The organism is Micromonospora matsumotoense (assembly GCF_900091525.1).
GTDB lineage: Bacteria > Actinomycetota > Actinomycetes > Mycobacteriales > Micromonosporaceae > Micromonospora > Micromonospora matsumotoensis.
The window spans coordinates 162,671-179,679 of record NZ_FMCU01000003.1; the positions used below are offsets into that span (position 1 = coordinate 162,671).

Here is a 17,009-nt window from a genome sequence, read left to right on the forward strand (position 1 = left end):
CCGGTGGCCGGTCGCCGGTGGCCGGTGGCCGGTAGATCGCGGTGGCCGGTCAGGCCGACGTCGGGCGGCGGCAACCCGGCTGCCGGCCGGTCAGGGGCGGTGGCCGGTGGCCGGTCAGGGGCGGTGGCCGGTCAGGGGCGGTGGCCGGTCAGGGGCGGTGGCCGGAGAGCAGGGCGCGGGTGGCCTCCCAGCCCTCTACCGCGGGGTCCAGGGCGGCCAGGTCGGCCGGGCCGCGCAGCCGGTGCCAGCCGGGCGTGACCGCCACGTCGGTCGGGGCGGGTGCCGCGCGACGCAGGTCCGCCGGCCCGGCGACGTTCAGGTCCAGCGCCGGCAGCCAGCCGGGTACGGGTAACCGGCACGCCACGCCGAGCAGTCCCGCGCCGCTACCCTCGACCGGCGCGACGGCGACGGGTCGGCTGGTCAACGGTCGGAGCAGCTTGCCGAGGGTCAGCCCCGGCAGGTCGGGGGCGTCGGCGGCGACCACGGCGGCCTGGTCGTACCCGTCGAGGCCGGCCAGCGCGGCGGTCACGGTCGGCTCGGGCACCTCGTGCACAGGGGTGTCGGGCCAGCGCACCGCGTCGGCCAGCCAGCGGTCGGCCGGGGTCACCGCGAGCGCGGTCTCCACCTCGGCGAGGGTGGCGAGCAGGTCCACCACGTCCTCGGCCAGCGCGGTACGCCACTGCGTCAGCTCGACGCCGGGCGGCGACCAGGTAACCGGACCGAGCAACGCCACCACCACCCGTCGGACCATCCCCCGACCCTAGTGGGCGCGGCGTCCGTGATCGACTCCCGTGGGCCGAAATGGTGCCATCGACGCCCGCTGGACCCCGCTACCTGCGCCCAGAAGAGTTGATCAAGATTTGGCAGGCTGGGGAGCCGGGCGACGGAGGCGGCGGGAGGGGTTCAGCCGGGGACCGGGACGGCGGAGGCGGCGGCGACCCCCTCCAGATAGCCCCGCGCCCGTTCGGTCTTGGCGTACCGGCCGACCAGGGCCCAGAAGCGGGTGTTGTGGCTCGGCACGATGAGGTGCGCCAACTCGTGCAGCAGCACGTAGTCGAGCACCCAGTCGGGCATGTCCTGGAGCCGGTGCGAGATCCGGATGGTCCGGTCGGCGGGGGTGCAGGAACCCCATCGGCCGTTCTGGTTGGTGACCCACCGGACGCTGGCCGGCAGGGTCTCGCCGCCCTGGTCGGACAGGTACAGGTTGATCAATCGGAGGGCCCGGTCGAGCAGCTCGTTGTCGTTGCGGGCCAGCCGGCCCTCCCGGGCGGCGAGCCGGGCGAGCATCCGGTCGACCCACTCGCTCTCCTCAGCCCGGGAGAACTGGTCCGGGATGAGCACCACGACCCGTTCGCCGTCCCGGTAGGCGGACACCGTCCGTCGCCGGCGCTGACTGCGCCGTACCTCGACGACTGGCTTCCGCGCCGCCGCCATCAGTGGGCCGCGCAGCCGTGGTTTCCTGCCACGAGGGAAAGCTAATGCGTACTGACCAGGGGTCCGCAAGGGTCAACACCCCGACACGCGCCCGGAAAATGGTGGTTGATAGTAAGGAGTCCGAAAAAAACTGGTGGTGACCATGAGGCTGGACCCTCGTCACCCTTCGTGGCGACCCCGACAGCCCACGTCGGGCGCGATCTCCACGGTAGGTGATCGGCCCCGCCGACGCCGCCGCACCCCCGTCCGGGGGACCTCCCACAGGCCTCCACACGGCGTGTCCCCGGCAAACTCACTTATCCCGCCTATTTCGGGATGCACACTCTCGACGTCGACTTGCTCACAGTGTCGATGCACAGCTGACATGGAACCGCCCAGAGCTGGGTAGGGTCCGCCAACCGGCGGTCACGTGGGTGGCCGCGGAGAAGGACCCGGCGCCGCGCCCCGCGTGGCCTGCCGCCGGGAGAACCGCCGGACCGACGTGCCCGGCGGACGAGACGAGGAGGCTATCGTGGCCGACCAGGCCCAGACCTACAACGGTTACTGCGTGAAGTGCAAGGAGAAGCGGGACTTCGAGGGGCACGTCGAGGTCTCGAAGACCGGGATGAACATGGCCAAGGGCAAGTGTCCGGTGTGCGGCACAACAGTGAACCGCATCCTGGGCAAGGCCAAGGTCTGACCCGTCCGGGTACGACGCGGGAGGGGCGGCCGGTGGGTCCGCCCCTCCCGCACGTCCGGGCGGTCGCCGCCGACAGGTGGTCGGGCGGTTGCCGCTGACAGGTGGTCGGACAGCCCCGCTCTGTCAGCTGCCCGACATGACTCGCCGTAAGCTGTGGATAACTCGCCAAGCTCTGTGGACAACGCTGGATCTGGCGCTGCGCGCCTGTGGACAACGATCGACGCACCGCAGGGTTTCGGTCACGATTCGTCATCATGACCCCATCCCCTCCCGCACCCTCCCGCACCCCGCTGCTCCGCCCCGCCCTGCTACCGGGCCTGACCCGGCTCTGGCGCGACCGGCACACCCTGCAACTGGGGATGAGTCCGGGCCGGGCCGTGCTGCTGGAGGTGACCGACTCACGGGTCACCCGACTGCTCGACCTGCTCGACGGCACCCGGAGCGTGCGCGGCATCCTGGCGGACGCGGCGAACGCCCGGGTCGACCCCGGCCAGGCGCGCGGGCTGCTCGACACGCTGCACGCCGCCGGGCTGGTCGTACCCGCACACACCCTGCTTCCCCGGGACCTGACCGGCCCGGACCGGGCCCGGCTCGCCGCGGAGGCCGGTGCGCTCGCCCTGGCCTCCACCGCCCTGCCCGGCACCCCCGCCCAGGTGCTCCGCCGCCGGCGTGTCGCCCGGGTGGTGGTGGCCGGGGCGGGCCGGCTCGGCGCGCCCGTCGCCGTGGCCCTGGCCCAGGCCGGCGTGGGGCACGTGGCCACCGAGCTGACCGGCCCGGTGGACCCGGTCGACCTGGTCGGCACCGGGCTGGCCGCAGCCGACGTGGGGCAACCGCTGGCCGGGGCGGTCCGGGCCGCCATCGCCCGCGCCGCCCCGGGCACCCGGACCCACCCGGCCGGCCGCCGCCGGGTCGCACTGGTGGTGCACCTCGGCACGGACCGCCCGGCGGACCTGCTCGCCACCGGGTACGCCCGGCGTCGCCAGCCGCACCTGCTGGTCACCCTCCGGGAGGGGACACCGGTGGTGGGTCCCCTGGTCCGGCCGCCGGTGGGCCCCTGCCTGCACTGCCTCGACCTGCACCGCACCGATCGCGACCCGGGCTGGCCCGGACTGGCCGCGCAGCTCGCCACCGGCCCGGCCAGCCGCTCCTGCGGCACCGCCACCCTGCTCAGCGCCGTCGGCTACGCGGTCGCCGAGGCGCTGACCCAGGTCGACGGCGGCACCCCGGAAACGGTGGGCTGCGCGGTGGAGATCGGGCCCGCCGGTCGGTTCCGACGTCGAGCCTGGGCCCCGCACCCCGGCTGCTCCTGCTCCGGCACCGGTCGCCGTGGGTGACGTGCGGGAGCGCGGTGGGAGTCCGGGCGGGGCACGCGGAAGGGGTATGCGGCCACCCAGCCCGGCTTGGCGCAGCACCGGAGCCGGGAAGTCGGTAACAATGGCCAGGTGACCGACATCCCGCGCCGCGCCGTGTCCCGGACCGCCAAGCTCGCCGCTCTGCCGCTCGGCTTCGCCGGTCGGACCGTCCTCGGGATGGGTAAGCGCGTCACCGGCATCGCCTCCGACGTCATCTCCGCCGAGATCCAGCAACGCACCGCCGAGCAGCTGTTCAGCGTCCTCGGGCAGCTCAAGGGCGGGGCGATGAAGTTCGGCCAGGCGTTGTCGGTGTTCGAGGCGGCGCTGCCGGACGAGATCGCCGCGCCCTACCGGCAGGCGTTGACGAAGCTCCAGGAGGCCGCTCCGCCCCTACCGGTGGCGAGCGTGCACAAGGTGCTGACCGAGCAGCTCGGGCCGGACTGGCGGGACCGGTTCGTGGAGTTCGACGACACCCCGGCCGCGGCGGCCAGCATCGGCCAGGTGCACCGGGCCGTGTGGCGGGACCCGGAGACCGGGGTGTCCCGGACCGCCGCCGTCAAGATCCAGTATCCGGGTGCCGGGGACGCGCTGCTCGCCGACCTGAAGCAGCTCTCCCGGCTGGGCGGGATGTTCCGGGTCATCCAACCCGGCCTGGACGTCAAGCCGCTCCTGGCCGAGCTGCGGGAACGGATCACCGAGGAGTTGGACTACGAGCTGGAGGCCGAGTCGCAGCGCGCCTTCGCCGCCGCGTACGCCGACGACCCGGAGATCTTCATCCCGGCGGTGCTCTCCGCCTCGCCCCGGGTGCTGGTCACCGAGTGGATCGAGGGAACACCGCTGGCGGACATCATCCGGGAGGGCACCGACGAGCAGCGCAACGCCGCCGGTCGGTTGATGGCGACCCTGCACCTGTCCGCCCCGCCCCGGGCCGGGCTGCTGCACGCCGACCCGCACCCGGGCAACTTCCGGTTGCTGCCCGACGGCCGGCTCGGGGTGATCGACTTCGGCGCGGTGGCCCGGATGCCCGAGGGCACCCCGGAGCCGATCGGCCGGCTGCTCGGGCTGTCGCTGCGCGGCGACGCCGACGCGGTCGTCGCCGGGCTGCGTGAGGAGGGTTTCGTCAACCCGACCGAGCCGATCGACGCCCAGGCACTGCTGGACTACATCCGGCCCATGCTGGACCCGGTGGCCGAGGAGGAGTTCCGGTTCACCCGGGCCTGGCTCCGCGCCGAGGCGACCCGGCTGGCCAGCCCGAAGTCGCCCGCCTTCCAGCTCAGCCGGCAGCTCAACCTGCCGCCGTCGTACCTGCTCATCCACCGGGTGACGCTGGGCTCGATCGGGGTGCTCTGCCAGTTGGAGGCGAAGGCGCCCTACCGGGGCATCCTGGAACGGTGGCTGCCCGGTTTCGCGCCGGTGGCCTGACCGACGCACGATGTGGGGGCGGTGACCGGAACCCGGTCACCGCCCCCACGTGTCGCTGGTGGTCTCAGAGAACGCCCAGGTCGCGAGCCGACTGGCTCCGGCTGTTCATCGCGACGGTACGGGCAGAACGGTGCGCCTCAGTGCTCGTGGTGGTACGACCGGCCTGAGGCCGGCGCATTCGAGCCCGGGACAACGCTTCGTGGAGTAGTTGCATCTCGGTTCCGTTCGGCAGGTGCAGCATCGGGGTCAACTCTCTCTCGGCCGATGATCATCGGCGGGTGGGTGGAACGGATCGGGTAGGTCAGGCTGCCAGCCGGACCGCACTGCGCGAGGTGGCCACACCACTGGCCGCCAACCGCGCCTCGGCCTCGACCTGAAGGGCCGCGTCGCGGGCGAGGTCCTCCTTACGCGGACGGCCCCGGGGCCGCTTACGCGGGACGACCGCGCCACGCTCGAAGATCTCGCCGCCCCAGACGCCCCAGGGCTCGGCCCGCTCGACCGCGCCGGCCAGGCACTCGACGCGCAGCGGGCAGTCCCCGCAGAGCGTCTTGGCCAGTTCCAGATCGGTGGGCGAGTCGGAGAACCACAGGTCGGGGTCGAACTTCCGGCAGGGCAGGTTCGCCTCCAGCTCGACGCTCACGTCGAGGGGGGCCAACGCCAGACTCATCTCCCGGTCACCTCTCTCTCACTTCGATCCCTTGGATCGCATTCCGACGTACTTCGACGGGCAAAAAACTAAGGCCGCGGATCCCGGTGAGCGGGTTCCGCGGCCTCGAGGTGAGCCGGTGGTCTGAGTGTCAGACCGGTCTACCTCGAGGTGGAACGCCGCGGACATCCATGCGCTTCTTGGCGACATCAATGCCCAGACCCGTGAAGCCACTGGTCCCCTCGGCTCCCGCAGTGGGTGCAACAGTCAGGTTCAGCTCGGCCTGAACCGAGACCTGGTGCACCTGCGGGTTCGACGGTCGCGGAGCGGCAAGGGCCACCCGGACAGCCGACAGCGGAGCGAAGGCAGCTGGCATCGCCGCCGGACGCTCATAGGTGATGATCTCCACGGTTGCCACCTCCCTCACGTTCCTCGTGCCGATTCGGACTCACCCCCCGTGAGCAGCCGTAATGGCGCTGCTCCCGAGGTGCGTCCTGAGGCTATTCCTCGCCACGGGGCGAGGGCAAACGAATTTACGACGAGATTTCGAGAGTTTTCTCCGGGCCGATCTCGTCCACCGTCGCGCCCGCCACCAATGCCAGCACCGCCTCGCCGTAGAGGCCGAGTTTGCGGGGGCCGATGCCGGCGATGGCGATCAACTCCTCGACCCGGCCCGGCCGCCGTTCGGCCAGCGCGACGAGGGTGGCGTCGGTGAAGACCACGTACGCCGGGACCCGCTGCGTCCCGGCCACCCGGGCCCGCCAGTCGCAGAGCCGCTCGTACAGGTTCTCGTCGATGTCCGAGGGGCAGGTCGGGCAGCGGCCCAGTTTGCGGTCCGCCCCGGCCAGCAGGGTCGCGCCGCAGATCCGGCAGGATACCACCTGGGTCCGCCGACGTTCCACCGCCCGTTTCGCCCCGCCCGGCCCGGCCACCCGGCCCGCACCGGCCCGCTCGCCGCCACCGCTGCGGTCCAGTTGGGGCAGGAACCGCGACGGCCGCCGGGCCCGCCCACCCGGTGAGCGGGCCGAGGCGTACGACAGCCAGAGCCACTGCCGGGCCCGGGTGATCCCGACGTAGAGCAGCCGCCGTTCCTCCTCGACCTGCTCCGGGGTGCGGGCGTACGAGGTGGGCAGGGTCCCCTCGGAGAGCCCGACCAGGAAGACCGCGTCCCACTCCAGCCCCTTGGCCGAGTGCAGGGAGGCCAGGGTCACCCCGTCCACCGTCGGCACGTGCTGATGGGCGGCCCGCCGGGCCAACTCGTCGTTGAAGTCCGTCAGGGTGGCCTGGCGCTCCACGGTCGCCGCCTCGCCGATCGGCAGCACCTCGGGGGTGGCCGCGTACTCCTCGGCGAGCTGGACCAGGGCGGCGAGCGCCTCCCAGCGCTCCCGGGCGGCGCCGCCGGGCGGGGCGGCGTCGGGGGCCCAACCGACCGCGGTCAGCGCCTCCCGGACGGCGATCGGCAGCGGGGTGTCGCCCGGGATCGACCGGGTGGCGGCCCGCAGCGCCACCATCGCCTGGCGTACCTCGGACCGCTCGAAGAACCGTTCCGCCCCCTGCACGACGTACGGCACGCCGACCTCGGTCAACGCCTTCTCGTACGCCTCGGACTGGGCGTTGGTGCGGAACAGCACGGCGATCTCCTTCGCCGGGGTGCCCCCGTCGACAAGCGTCCGGCAGCGGGCCGCCACCGCGCCCGCCTCGGCCGGCTCGTCGGTGAAGATCCGCAGCTCCGGCTCGGGGCCGGGTGGGCGCTGACCGTGCAGCTCCAGCCGCAGCCGCGCCTCGGTGCCCCGGGCCTGCCCGATCACCGCGTTGGCCAACCCGACCACCTGCGGGGTGGACCGGTAGTCGCGGACCAGCCGGACCACGGTCGCGGCCCGGTGCCGACGCGGGAAGTCGATCAGGTACGCCGAGGTGGCCCCGGTGAACGAGTAGATCGTCTGGCTGGCGTCACCGACCACGGTCACGTCGTCCCGGCCGCCCAGCCAGGCGTCGAGCAGCCGCTGCTGGAGCGGGTTGACGTCCTGGTACTCGTCGACGACGAAGTGCCGGTACTGGCCGCGTACCTGCTCGGCGACGTCCGGGTGCTCCTCGATGCCCCACACCGCCGCCCGCAGCATGTCCTCGAAGTCGATCACCCCGGAGGAGCGCTTGAGCCGTTCGTACGCGGTGAAGACCTCGGCCACCTTCGCCGGCTCGTACGGCGTCTCGCGCAGCGCCCGGGCGGCGGCGACCACGTACTCCCCCGGCTCGACCAGCGACGACTTGGCCCACTCGATCTCCCCGGACAGGTCGCGGGCGGCGGCCCGGTCGGCCCGCAGGCCGACCTTGGCGGCGGCCAGGGTGACCACCCGGACCTTGCTGTCCAGCAGCTCCGGCATGGCCCGGCCGGACAGCAGCCGGGGCGCGAAGTAGCGCACCTGGCGCAGCGCCGCCGCGTGGAACGTCCGCGCCTGCACACCCGGCACCCCGAGCCCGGTGAGTCGGGCCCGCATCTCGGCGGCGGCCCGGGCGGTGAAGGTGACCGCCAGCACGTGTCGACCGACGATCCCCCCGGTCAGCACCCGGTGGGCGATCCGGGAGGTCACCGCGCGGGTCTTGCCGGTGCCGGCGCCGGCCAGGATGCAGACCGGGCCGGCCGGGGCGGTCACCGCCGACCGCTGCTCCGGATCCAGCCCGGCGAGGACCGACTCCGCCGCTGAGTGAACCACCACAGCGAGGAATCATCTCAGCTCCGGCCGGCGTTGTACCGGTCAGCCTGGCCTGACCGGGCCGGGCGCGGCGAACCGTGGAGGATCCGACGATGTTGACCATGTATTCCACCCCGTGGTGCGGCTACTGCCACCGGCTGAAGTCGCAGCTGGACCGGGAAGGCATCGGGTACGAGGTGGTCGACATCGAGCAGGACCCGCAGGCCGCCGACTTCGTGATGAAGGTCAACGGTGGCAACCAGACCGTCCCGACGCTGCGCTTCGCCGACGGCAGCGCCCTGACCAACCCCTCCATCACCCAGGTCAAGCAGCACCTGGCCGCGCTACCGGGCTGATCCGGTCATCCCGCCGACGCAGCGGCCGACCCCATCGGGGCCGGCCGCTGCGGGTCGTCGGCGGGTCGTCGGTCATCGACCGGTGAGCCGGTCGGCGGCGGGGTCGGAGAGCGGACGGCGGGGGGCCGGGATGCGGGCGGCGGGCGGCGGAGCGGGAGGTGTGCGCGGGCCCGGCGGGGTGAGCCGACGCCCCTGCCAGAGCCAGAGACCGGCGACCGTGGTGACCACCCCGACGAGGACGAACAGCAGCCGGTAGTCGAACACCCCGACGAGCAGTGCCCCGGTCCCGATGGACACCGCCTGCGGCCCGCTGACCAGTGCCTCCGAGGCCGCGGTGACCCGACCGAGCAGTCCCGGCGGGGTACGCCGCTGGACCAGCGTGGTCAGCCCCACCATGGTCAGCGGCAGGGACAGCCCGGCGAGCAGCAGGGCCAGCACCCCGAGGCGCAGGTCGGGCCAGGCCAGGGCCAGTGCGGCCGGGCCGAAGAGGGTCACCCCCGCGGCGAGCGCCCCCAGTTCGCCGACCCGACGCACGACCGTCGGCGAGAGCAGCCCGCCCACCAGGCCACCGATCCCCTGCACGGTGATCAGCACCCCGACGAAGGCGACGTCCCGGCGCAGCCCCTGGTCGACGTACGCGAAGATCAACGATTCGGTGAAGCCCATCACGAGTGAGCCCAGCCCGTACCCGAGCAGGGCCCGGCGCAGCGCCGCCTCGCGGGTGAGGTGGCCCAGTCCGGCGCCCAGCTCGGCGGGCCAGCGCAGGGTCGCGGTGGCCGGTGCGTGCTCGGTCACCCGGAGCAGCCCCACCACGGCGGCGGCGACCACGAAGCCGGTCATCGCCAGACTGGTCAGCAGCCAGCCGCCGACCGCCGCGTACAGGGCCGCCCCGGCCAGCGGGCCGCCCAGGCGCAGGCCCTGCCGCACGGTCTGCAACGCCCCGTTCGCATCGGCCAGCAGTTCGCTCGGCACGAGCTGGCGGAGCAGGCCGCTCAGGGTGGCGTGCAACGTCAGGTAGGACAGCCCGTAGCAGGCGGCCACCACGTAGATGATCCAGACGTCGGCCCGGTCGCGGACCACGAAGAGCGGGCTGAGCAGCAGCGCGGTGGCCAGGTTGGCGACCACGAAGAACGGTCGACGACGGTAGCGATCGACGACCCAGCCGACCAGCGGGGCCAGGATCATCGGCGCGATGATCGCGAAGATCGTGGCACCGGCCATGCCGTCGGAACCGGTCAGATCCTTGACCCAGATGGCCAGGGCGAGCAGCAGCATCGACTCGGCCGCCATGCTGGCCAGCAGCGCGACGAAGAGCAGACGGAAGTCGGGGCGGCGCAGGACGGTGCGCATGGGGGTTCCCTCCGGCGGGGGTGGCGCCCGGGTTGGACGCGTACGGAGGAACTGCCGCCAGCAGGGACGACGTCGTCCCGAGGCGCGGCCGGCACGTTCCACAGTCCTCTTTTTGACGCAAGACACGCCCTCGCCGGGACCTCCGACGCCGGTCGCGACGTCCATACTGACCGTGGGGGGCGAATTTCATACAGTTACCGTCGCGTCTCGCGACGGTCGACGGAATCGAGGACACCGTGCCTCCAGCCGTACCGAGTCCGATCCTGCGCCGGCGCAGGCTCGGCAATGACCTGCGCCGCCTGCGCGAGGCGGCGGGACTCACCGGTGACCAGGTGATCGACCGGATCGGCTGGGCGTCGGCGTCGAAACTCTCCCGGCTGGAGAACGGCCGCAGCCGACCCGACCCGGAGGACGTCGGCGTCCTGCTCGACCTCTACGGGGCCGCCCCCGCAATGCGCGACGAACTGCTCGCCATCACCGACGAGGCCGGCGACATGCGTGCCTGGCGCAAGTCGTACCCGGTGATGACCCAGCAGCAGTTGGGGTGGGCGGAACTGGAGGCGGGCTGCGCCCAGATCCGCGAGTACAACCCGGTCCTGGTGCCGGGGCTGCTGCAGACCGAGGGATACGCCCGGCTGCGGATCCTCTCGGCCGAGGCCGCCGCGGAGTCGGCCGACCCGTCCGGGGACGACCCGGAGACCGAGGTCAAGGCGCGTCTGGGCCGGCAGTCCCTGCTGGACCGGGCGGACGGCCCCCGGTACACGGCGGTGCTGGAGGAGGCGGCGCTGGGCCGCCGGGCCTGCCCGCCGGAGGTGCTGCGGGAACAGCTCGCCCACCTCTGCGAGCTGGCCATGCTGCCGAACGTGACCCTGCACCTGTTGCTGCGGGACACCCGGATCGGTGAGTTCTACCTGCCGCCGACGGCCTTCTCGCTCTACCGGTTCGCCGATTCGCAGGACCCGGAGACGTTGGCCATCGAAGGAGGCTTCATCGACGTCATGTCGACCGAGGCATCCACGGTGAATCGCTATAAAGTGGCATTTGAGTGGCTATGCTCGGCGGCGCTCTCCGCATCGGACACCCTTACCTGGCTCTTCGCGGCGACGGGACGGCTGACCGACACGGCGGCCTCGCCCGTGGTGGTTCCGGGTCCGACAGCAGCGCCGGCCCAACGCCGCCGACAACCTGGGCGTCTGACGGAACGGTGATCCCCACCGACCCCGTCCGGGCCGGGCGACCGCCCCTCGTTCCGTCGAAGCAGTTCCAGCAACCAGGAGCAGAACCATGAACGAGATCCAGACCGTGACCGCCGACGCGCGTTGGCACAAGAGCACCCGCAGCCAGACCTCCAACTGTGTGGAGGTCGCCCGGCTGCGTACCGCAACGGCCGAGGTGGCGCTGCGGGACAGCAAGGACCCGAACGGCCCGGTGCTGCTGTTCCCGCGGGCCGGTTGGCTCGGCTTCCTCGCGGGCACGAAGAACGGACAGTTCACGCTGGACTGATCCGGGGACCGGGTTGGGGCCGTCGGCAGGTTGCCGGCGGCCCCACGTCGTACGGGCCCCGGACCCGGCACCTCCGGACGGCGACCTGTCTGACCAGGCATCGGATGATCGGACAGGACCAGATCGATCGCCGCGTTTCACTTGCTGGGACCCCGGGCGGGCGTAACATGACGATTCAGTGACGTGGAAGTTCCACAACGTACCCGGTCACCCGCGGTCCGTCCGGAGACAGCCATGCGTTTCCTGATCGTTCGTACCGACATCCGCACCGCCGCCGACATCGACCTCGCCGCCGTCTGGGCCGGCGGTGGTTGCCTGCGCAACGAGACCACCACCCCGGAGTGCCGCCGACAGACCGTGCACGCCGAGGACCGGGACGCCGCCCTGCTGCTGGCCCGGGCCCTGTCCACGGTGGGCGCGGTCCGCGCCGGCCGGCAGCGGGTCAAGGTGCTCCCGCTCGCCGAACCCGGCCGACGCCGCCGGGGGCAACACCCGCCCGGCTGACCGACGTCCATCGTGTGGCCGCAACGGCTCCCGCCGAGTGCGTTCGCCGCCCGCCCACGACGGCCCGTGTTCCCGGTCCGGGACCGTCGCGGCAACGGCGGTCCGGGCCGGGGCAGTAGCCGCCCCCGACCGGTCAGCAGTGCCCGTCGAGCCAGCGGTGGATCAGGAAGAGGGCGATCGACGACGGCGGGGGCAGGATCATCCGGTCACCGTCCCCGGCGTCCACCGCCCGCCCGGCCAGCACCGCGCCGATCTCCCGCCGGGTGAACCACCGGGCGTACGCGATCTCCGTCGGATCGACCCGGACCGGCTCCCCCGGGTCCGCCTCGGCCAGGTAGCCCAGCATCAGCGAGCCGGGGAACGGCCATGCCTGGCTGCCCGCGTACATGATCCGCTCGACCCCGACGCCGACCTCCTCGCGGACCTCGCGCAGCACGGCCGCCTCCGCCGACTCCCCCGGCTCGACGTAACCGGCGAGACAGGAGAAACGCCGCTGCCCCGGGGTACGCGGCCAGGTGGCGTTGTTGCCGAGCAGGCAACGACCGTCCGGGCCGTCCACCCCGTCGTGCACCAGGACGATCATCGCCGGGTCGGTACGCGGCCAGGCCCGCCGGCCGTCCCCGTCCACCCGCGACCAGCCGCCCTCGTCGACCTCGGTCCGGTGCCCGGTGCGAGGCGACCAGCCGTGCCCCAGGTGCCAGTTGACCAGGGCGAGCGCCGTGGTGAAGATCCCGGCGTCCCGATCGTCGAGCAGGTGGCCGACCTCCCGCAGGTTGGCCTCCCGGGTGCCCGGCAGCTCGGGCAGCGGGGCGTCCACCGCGAAGACCGGCACCCCGTCGGGCTCCACCCCCAGGAAGAGCGGGAACGCCTCCCCCAGCGGGCCGACCTCGGCGGCGTCCCGCAGCACCAGCACCGGCGGATTCACCTCCGTGCGGACCAGCGCCCGCCCGTCCCGGGTCGAATCCAGCACCAGCACCCGGGCCCGCTGCCACGCCTGCGCCAACCACTGCGGATCGGTACGCCGGTGCGCCGCCCGGTCCAGCGTGGAACGGGCCAGCGGCGGCGCGGTCTCACCACTCACGCCGACTCCGTACGGACCGGGGTGAGGGCGGCCAGCGGACCGGCAACCCGCTCGGCGTCACCGAGCACCACGACGACCGCCCGCGCCGGGGCGAAATACCGGGCGCCCACCTCGGCGATGTCGTCAACGGTGGTCTTCGCCAGCCGGGCGGCGTGCTCGGCGAGGAAGTCCAACCGCAGCCCGTTGCCGGCGTACGCGCTGGTCAACGCGGCCAGCCCGGCCTGGGTCGAGATGCCGAGCTGGAGGGTGCCCAGGGCGTACTGGCGGGCCTGCGCCAACTCGTCCGCACCGGGCGGCACCGAGGCCAGCCGACCCAGCTCGTACGTCGTCTCCAGCAGTGCCGGGGCGGTCACCTCGGTGGCCACCTCGGCCCCGGCGACCAGCACCGATCCGGCGACGGAGTGCTCGACCGACGAGTGCGGGCCGTAGGTGTAACCCTTGTCCTCGCGGATGTTCTCCGTCCACCGGGACGAGAAGTAACCGCCGAAGATCAGGTTGGCCAGTTGCAGCGCGGCGTGGTCCGGGTGGGTGCGGGGCACCGCCGGCAGCGCGATCCGCAGCGACGACTGCACCGCACCGGGCCGGTCCACCAGCAGCAGCGGGCCGGGTTCCAGCGGTGGCGCGGGCGGCAGGTCGACGCCCCGGCTGTCCCCGGTCCAGCCGGCCAGGGCCTTCTCCGCGGCGTCCAACGCGCGCTCCGGCTGCACGTCGCCGACCAGCACCAGCACCGCCTCGGCCGGGTGCACCCGCTCGGCGTGCAACCGGCGCAGCGCCGCCGGACGGACCGCGCGGACCTGCTCCGGCTCCGGGGTCTGCACCGCGTACGGGTGCCGGCCGTAGATCCGCCGCAGCAGCGCGGTACGGGCCAGATGGGCGGGCTGGCTCTGCGCCACCTGGATCCGGTCCACCAGCCGGTCCCGCTCGGTCTGCACCCAGTCGGCCGGGTAGCTGGCGTCGGTCAGCACGTCGGCCAGGATCTCCAGCATCCGGTCCAGCCCGGTGACCAGGCCCGCGCCGGAGAGCATCAGCCGGTCCGGGTCGGCCCCGGCGGAGAGCCCACCGCCGACCTTCTGCAACTCGGCGGCGATCTGGGTGGCGGTGAGGGTGCCGGTGCCGGCCAGCACCGTCTCGGCGAGCATCGCCCCCCGGGCCAGGTGGGTACGGCCGAACGGCATCCACAGCCGCAGCTCGACCAGGGGGACGGCGGGCCGACGTACGGCGAGCACGGTGAGCCCGTTGGGAAGTCGCCGCTCGGCCTGCTTGGGCAGCTTCAGTCGCCGGGTCGGACCAAGCGGTGGCAGCACCCGGGTGTTGGCGGTCACTGCGTCATCTCCGTTCGCGACTGCGGGGCTCGCAAACCCGGCTCACTCCTCGCGCTCACCCAACCGCCCTCCATTCGCGACTGCGGGGCTCGCAAACCCGGCTCACTCCTCGCGCTCACCGGGCACCGCCGGGGATGACCTCGATGGAGGCGCGGCGTTCCGGGCGCAGGGTGGCGGCGGCGGCGCGGACCTGGTCCTCGGTGACCTCGCCGACCAACCGGGGCAGGTCGTTGAGCAGGCCCGGCTCGCCGCGCTGCTGTTCCAGGACCGCCATCCGCAGCGCCCGGCCGAGCACCGCGTCGGTGTCCCGCAGCAGGTGGGTGGCCATCCGCGCCTGGGTACGCGCCAACTCGCCGTCGGTCAGCCCGTCGGTGGCCAGCCGCTCCAACTCCTCGTCGACGGTGCGCAGCGCCTTGTCCACGTCGCCACCGGGCGGCAGGTGCGCCTGGAGCAGCAGCGCGGTGGGGTCGCGGACGTCGAACGGGTCGCCCATGAAGCCGAGGTAGCCGCCGAGGCCGGTGACGCTGCGGTCGCGCTGGACCATCCGTTCCACCAGCCGGGACGCGTCCCCGTCGGTGAGCACCTCGGCGAGGACGACGTAGGGCAGGTAGCCGGCGAAGTCGCCGACCGGGTCGGGCACCCGCCACGCCGAGGCCACCGCCGGCAACGGCGCCAACTGATCGGTGTACGAGGTGCGCCGCTCGGTGGTCAGGTCCGGCTCGGTGAAGTCGGGGCGCTCCGGGGCGGGACGGGCCGGCACGTCACCGAAGTGCCGTTCGACCAGGGCGGTCGCCTCCGTGACGTCGATGTCCCCACTGACCGCAAGAACGGCGTTGCCGCTGGCGTAGTAGCGGCGGAAGAAGTCGGCGGCGTCGGCGACGGTGGCGGACTCCAGGTCGTCGAAGGAGCCGTAACCGTCGTGCGCGTTGGCGAAGGTGTCGAACATGACCGGCGGCAGGGTCAGCCAGGGGAACCCGCCGTACGGCCGGTTGAGCACGTTGACCCGGATCTCCTCCTTGACCACGTCGACCTGGTTGCGCAGGTTCTCCTCGGTCAGCCGGGGGCCGCGCATCCGGTCGGCCTCCAGGAACAGCGCCCGCTCCAGGGCGTTGCCGGGCAGCGTCTCGTAGTAGTCGGTGTAGTCCAGGTGGGTGGAGCCGTTGAAGGTGCCGCCGGCACCCTGCACGTGCCGGAAGTGGGCCAGCTTCTCCAGGTTCTCCGAGCCCTGGAACATCAGGTGCTCGAAGAGGTGGGCGAAGCCGGTGCGCCCCTCCGGCTCGGAGCGGATGCCGACGTCGTAGACGACCGCGACGCCGATCACCGGGGCGCTGCGGTCCGGGGTGAGGACCACCCGTAGGCCGTTGTCGAGGGTGAACCGCTCGACCGGGTACTTCGTCGCTGGGATTCTCGCTCTCCGGGTCGGCACGTGATCGACCCTAGCGTGTCGCCACCCGGGACACGGGCGTCCTCGGCCCGCGTCTCAGTGCGACACCGCGACGGGTAGCGCGGTGACCCGGGGCAGCACCTCGGCGCCGACCCGCTCCGCCTCCTCCCGGTGCGGCCAGCCGGAGAGGATGAACTCGTCGACGCCGCTGCGGGCGTACTCGTCGAGCCGGGCGGCGACCTCGGCGTAGCTGCCGACCAGCGCGGTGCCCGCGCCCTCGCGGACCAGGCCGATGCCGGCCCACAGGTTCGTCGCGACGGCGAGTCGTCCGCTGCCGCCGCCGTGCAGCGCGGTCATCCGGGCCTGGCCGACGGAGTCCATCCGGCCGAACCGGGCCTGGGCGGCGGCGATCCGGTCCGGGCTCATCCCGGCCCGCAGCCGGTCGGCCTCGGCCCACGCCTCGGCGGCGGTGTGGCGGGCGATGACGTGCAGCCGCAGCCCGGTGCGCAGGGTGCGGCCCTGCTCGGCGGCGCGGGCCCGGACCCGGGCCACCCGGGTGGCGATGGCCGCCGGCGGCTCACCCCACATCAGGTACGCGTCGGCCTGCCGGGCGGCGACCGCCTCGGCGGCCGGGGACGCGCCGCCGAGGTAGACCGGCGGCGGATCGGCCAGCGGGGCGGCCAGCCCGCCGCCGTCGACCCGGTAGTGCGCGCCGGTGAAGTCGAACGGCCCACCGCGCCAGGAGCGCCGGAGCACCTCGATGAATTCGCCGGTACGGGCGTAGCGCGCGTCGTGGTCGAGGAAGTCGCCGTACGCCCGCTGCTCGGTGGGGTCGCCGCCGGTGACGATGTTCAGCGCGAGCCGGCCGCCGGAGACCGCCTGGAACGCCTCGGCCTGCTGGGCGACCAGGGTGGGCAGGGCGAAACCGGCGCGGACGGCGACCAGCAGGCCGATCCGCTCGGTGTGCTGGGTGACCGCCGCGCAGACGATCCACGGGTCGGGGCAGCCGGAGCCGACCGGGGTGAGCAACGCGCGGAACCCGCCCGCCTCGGCGGCCCGGGCCACCTCGGTCAGATATCCGATCGTGGCGGCCCGTGCGTGCCGGGCCGCGCCGGCGGCGACGGTGGCCGCGCCGACCTGGTCGCCGTCGCCGGAGGTGGGGAGGAACCAGTGGAAGGTCATGTCGGCAGCCCTCTCGCCCTGTCCCGCCCGGTGTACGTCGCCGGGGGCAGTTAAACCTATCAAGAAGGTAGGAAAACCAGGAATATCTGAGACCGAGCATCCCA

17 protein-coding genes are annotated in these 17,009 nt (G+C 73.2%); 7 read left to right on the top strand and 10 right to left on the bottom strand.

Annotation, left to right across the window (positions count from 1 at the left end; all coding sequences use genetic code 11):
• Positions 1–148: 148 nt before the first annotated feature.
• Together GA0070216_RS07755 and GA0070216_RS07760 are read right to left on the bottom strand one after the other, a co-directional pair.
• The gene (locus GA0070216_RS07755) at positions 149–751 is read right to left on the bottom strand and encodes a hypothetical protein (protein WP_091241399.1); all 603 of its coding nucleotides are present in this window, start codon (positions 749–751) and stop codon (positions 149–151) included.
• A gap of 152 nt (positions 752–903) precedes the next feature.
• Positions 904–1,434 carry a M48 metallopeptidase family protein gene (locus GA0070216_RS07760; protein WP_091241402.1) on the bottom strand — a complete coding sequence of 177 codons (531 nt, stop codon included), beginning with the start codon at positions 1,432–1,434 and terminating at the stop codon, positions 904–906.
• A 511-nt stretch (positions 1,435–1,945) separates the two neighbouring features.
• Between GA0070216_RS07760 and GA0070216_RS07765 the strand changes: the two genes are divergently transcribed.
• The 3 genes from GA0070216_RS07765 to GA0070216_RS07775 all read left to right on the top strand — a co-directional run bounded on the left by GA0070216_RS07765 (position 1,946) and on the right by GA0070216_RS07775 (position 4,887).
• Positions 1,946–2,113 carry a DUF5679 domain-containing protein gene (locus tag GA0070216_RS07765; protein ID WP_007464795.1) on the top strand — a complete coding sequence of 56 codons (168 nt, stop codon included), beginning with the start codon at positions 1,946–1,948 and terminating at the stop codon, positions 2,111–2,113.
• Between the two features lie 254 nt (positions 2,114–2,367).
• On the top strand, positions 2,368–3,447 hold the full coding sequence (locus GA0070216_RS07770) for a TOMM precursor leader peptide-binding protein (RefSeq protein WP_091241409.1): 1,080 nt from the start codon (positions 2,368–2,370) through the stop codon (positions 3,445–3,447).
• 108 nt (positions 3,448–3,555) lie between these two features.
• Entirely contained in the window at positions 3,556–4,887 is a 1,332-nt protein-coding gene (locus GA0070216_RS07775; RefSeq protein ID WP_091241412.1) for an ABC1 kinase family protein, read from the top strand.
• A 301-nt stretch (positions 4,888–5,188) separates the two neighbouring features.
• On the opposite strand, the gene GA0070216_RS07780 is transcribed toward GA0070216_RS07775, so the two are convergent.
• The 3 genes from GA0070216_RS07780 to GA0070216_RS07790 all read right to left on the bottom strand — a co-directional run bounded on the left by GA0070216_RS07780 (position 5,189) and on the right by GA0070216_RS07790 (position 8,247).
• Entirely contained in the window at positions 5,189–5,554 is a 366-nt protein-coding gene (locus GA0070216_RS07780) for a WhiB family transcriptional regulator (RefSeq protein WP_091241415.1), read from the bottom strand.
• Between the two features lie 130 nt (positions 5,555–5,684).
• The gene (locus GA0070216_RS07785) at positions 5,685–5,942 is read right to left on the bottom strand and encodes a hypothetical protein (RefSeq protein WP_091242638.1); all 258 of its coding nucleotides are present in this window, start codon (positions 5,940–5,942) and stop codon (positions 5,685–5,687) included.
• Positions 5,943–6,066: 124 nt separating this feature from the next.
• The gene (locus GA0070216_RS07790) at positions 6,067–8,247 is read right to left on the bottom strand and encodes an ATP-dependent DNA helicase UvrD2 (RefSeq protein WP_091241418.1); all 2,181 of its coding nucleotides are present in this window, start codon (positions 8,245–8,247) and stop codon (positions 6,067–6,069) included.
• An 89-nt stretch (positions 8,248–8,336) separates the two neighbouring features.
• On the opposite strand from GA0070216_RS07790, the gene GA0070216_RS07795 reads away from it, so the two are divergent.
• Positions 8,337–8,579, top strand: a complete 243-nt coding sequence (locus GA0070216_RS07795) for a mycoredoxin (protein WP_091241421.1) — start codon at positions 8,337–8,339, stop codon at positions 8,577–8,579.
• Between the two features lie 72 nt (positions 8,580–8,651).
• Here GA0070216_RS07795 and GA0070216_RS07800 read toward each other — a convergent pair whose 3' ends face one another.
• On the bottom strand, positions 8,652–9,929 hold the full coding sequence (locus GA0070216_RS07800) for an MFS transporter (protein ID WP_091241423.1): 1,278 nt from the start codon (positions 9,927–9,929) through the stop codon (positions 8,652–8,654).
• A gap of 236 nt (positions 9,930–10,165) precedes the next feature.
• Between GA0070216_RS07800 and GA0070216_RS07805 the strand changes: the two genes are divergently transcribed.
• The 3 genes from GA0070216_RS07805 to GA0070216_RS07815 all read left to right on the top strand — a co-directional run bounded on the left by GA0070216_RS07805 (position 10,166) and on the right by GA0070216_RS07815 (position 11,936).
• Entirely contained in the window at positions 10,166–11,137 is a 972-nt protein-coding gene (locus GA0070216_RS07805; protein WP_091241426.1) for a helix-turn-helix domain-containing protein, read from the top strand.
• Positions 11,138–11,213: 76 nt separating this feature from the next.
• On the top strand, positions 11,214–11,432 hold the full coding sequence (locus GA0070216_RS07810) for a DUF397 domain-containing protein (protein WP_091241431.1): 219 nt from the start codon (positions 11,214–11,216) through the stop codon (positions 11,430–11,432).
• Between the two features lie 234 nt (positions 11,433–11,666).
• The gene (locus tag GA0070216_RS07815) at positions 11,667–11,936 is read left to right on the top strand and encodes a hypothetical protein (RefSeq protein WP_091241434.1); all 270 of its coding nucleotides are present in this window, start codon (positions 11,667–11,669) and stop codon (positions 11,934–11,936) included.
• A 133-nt stretch (positions 11,937–12,069) separates the two neighbouring features.
• Here GA0070216_RS07815 and nudC read toward each other — a convergent pair whose 3' ends face one another.
• The 4 genes from nudC to GA0070216_RS07835 all read right to left on the bottom strand — a co-directional run bounded on the left by nudC (position 12,070) and on the right by GA0070216_RS07835 (position 16,905).
• Positions 12,070–13,017, bottom strand: a complete 948-nt coding sequence (nudC, locus tag GA0070216_RS07820; RefSeq protein WP_091241438.1) for an NAD(+) diphosphatase — start codon at positions 13,015–13,017, stop codon at positions 12,070–12,072.
• Complete coding sequence (locus GA0070216_RS07825; protein WP_091241442.1) at positions 13,014–14,339, bottom strand: M16 family metallopeptidase; 1,326 nt, start codon at positions 14,337–14,339, stop codon at positions 13,014–13,016. The genes nudC and GA0070216_RS07825 overlap by 4 nt, the downstream gene beginning before the upstream one ends.
• Positions 14,340–14,454: 115 nt before the next feature.
• A complete protein-coding gene (locus tag GA0070216_RS07830; protein ID WP_091241446.1) occupies positions 14,455–15,765 on the bottom strand; it encodes a M16 family metallopeptidase in 1,311 nt (436 codons plus the stop codon).
• Between the two features lie 54 nt (positions 15,766–15,819).
• Positions 15,820–16,905: an LLM class flavin-dependent oxidoreductase gene (locus GA0070216_RS07835; RefSeq protein WP_091241449.1), complete on the bottom strand. Its 1,086-nt coding sequence runs from the start codon at positions 16,903–16,905 to the stop codon at positions 15,820–15,822.
• Between the last annotated feature and the right edge of the window lie 104 nt (positions 16,906–17,009).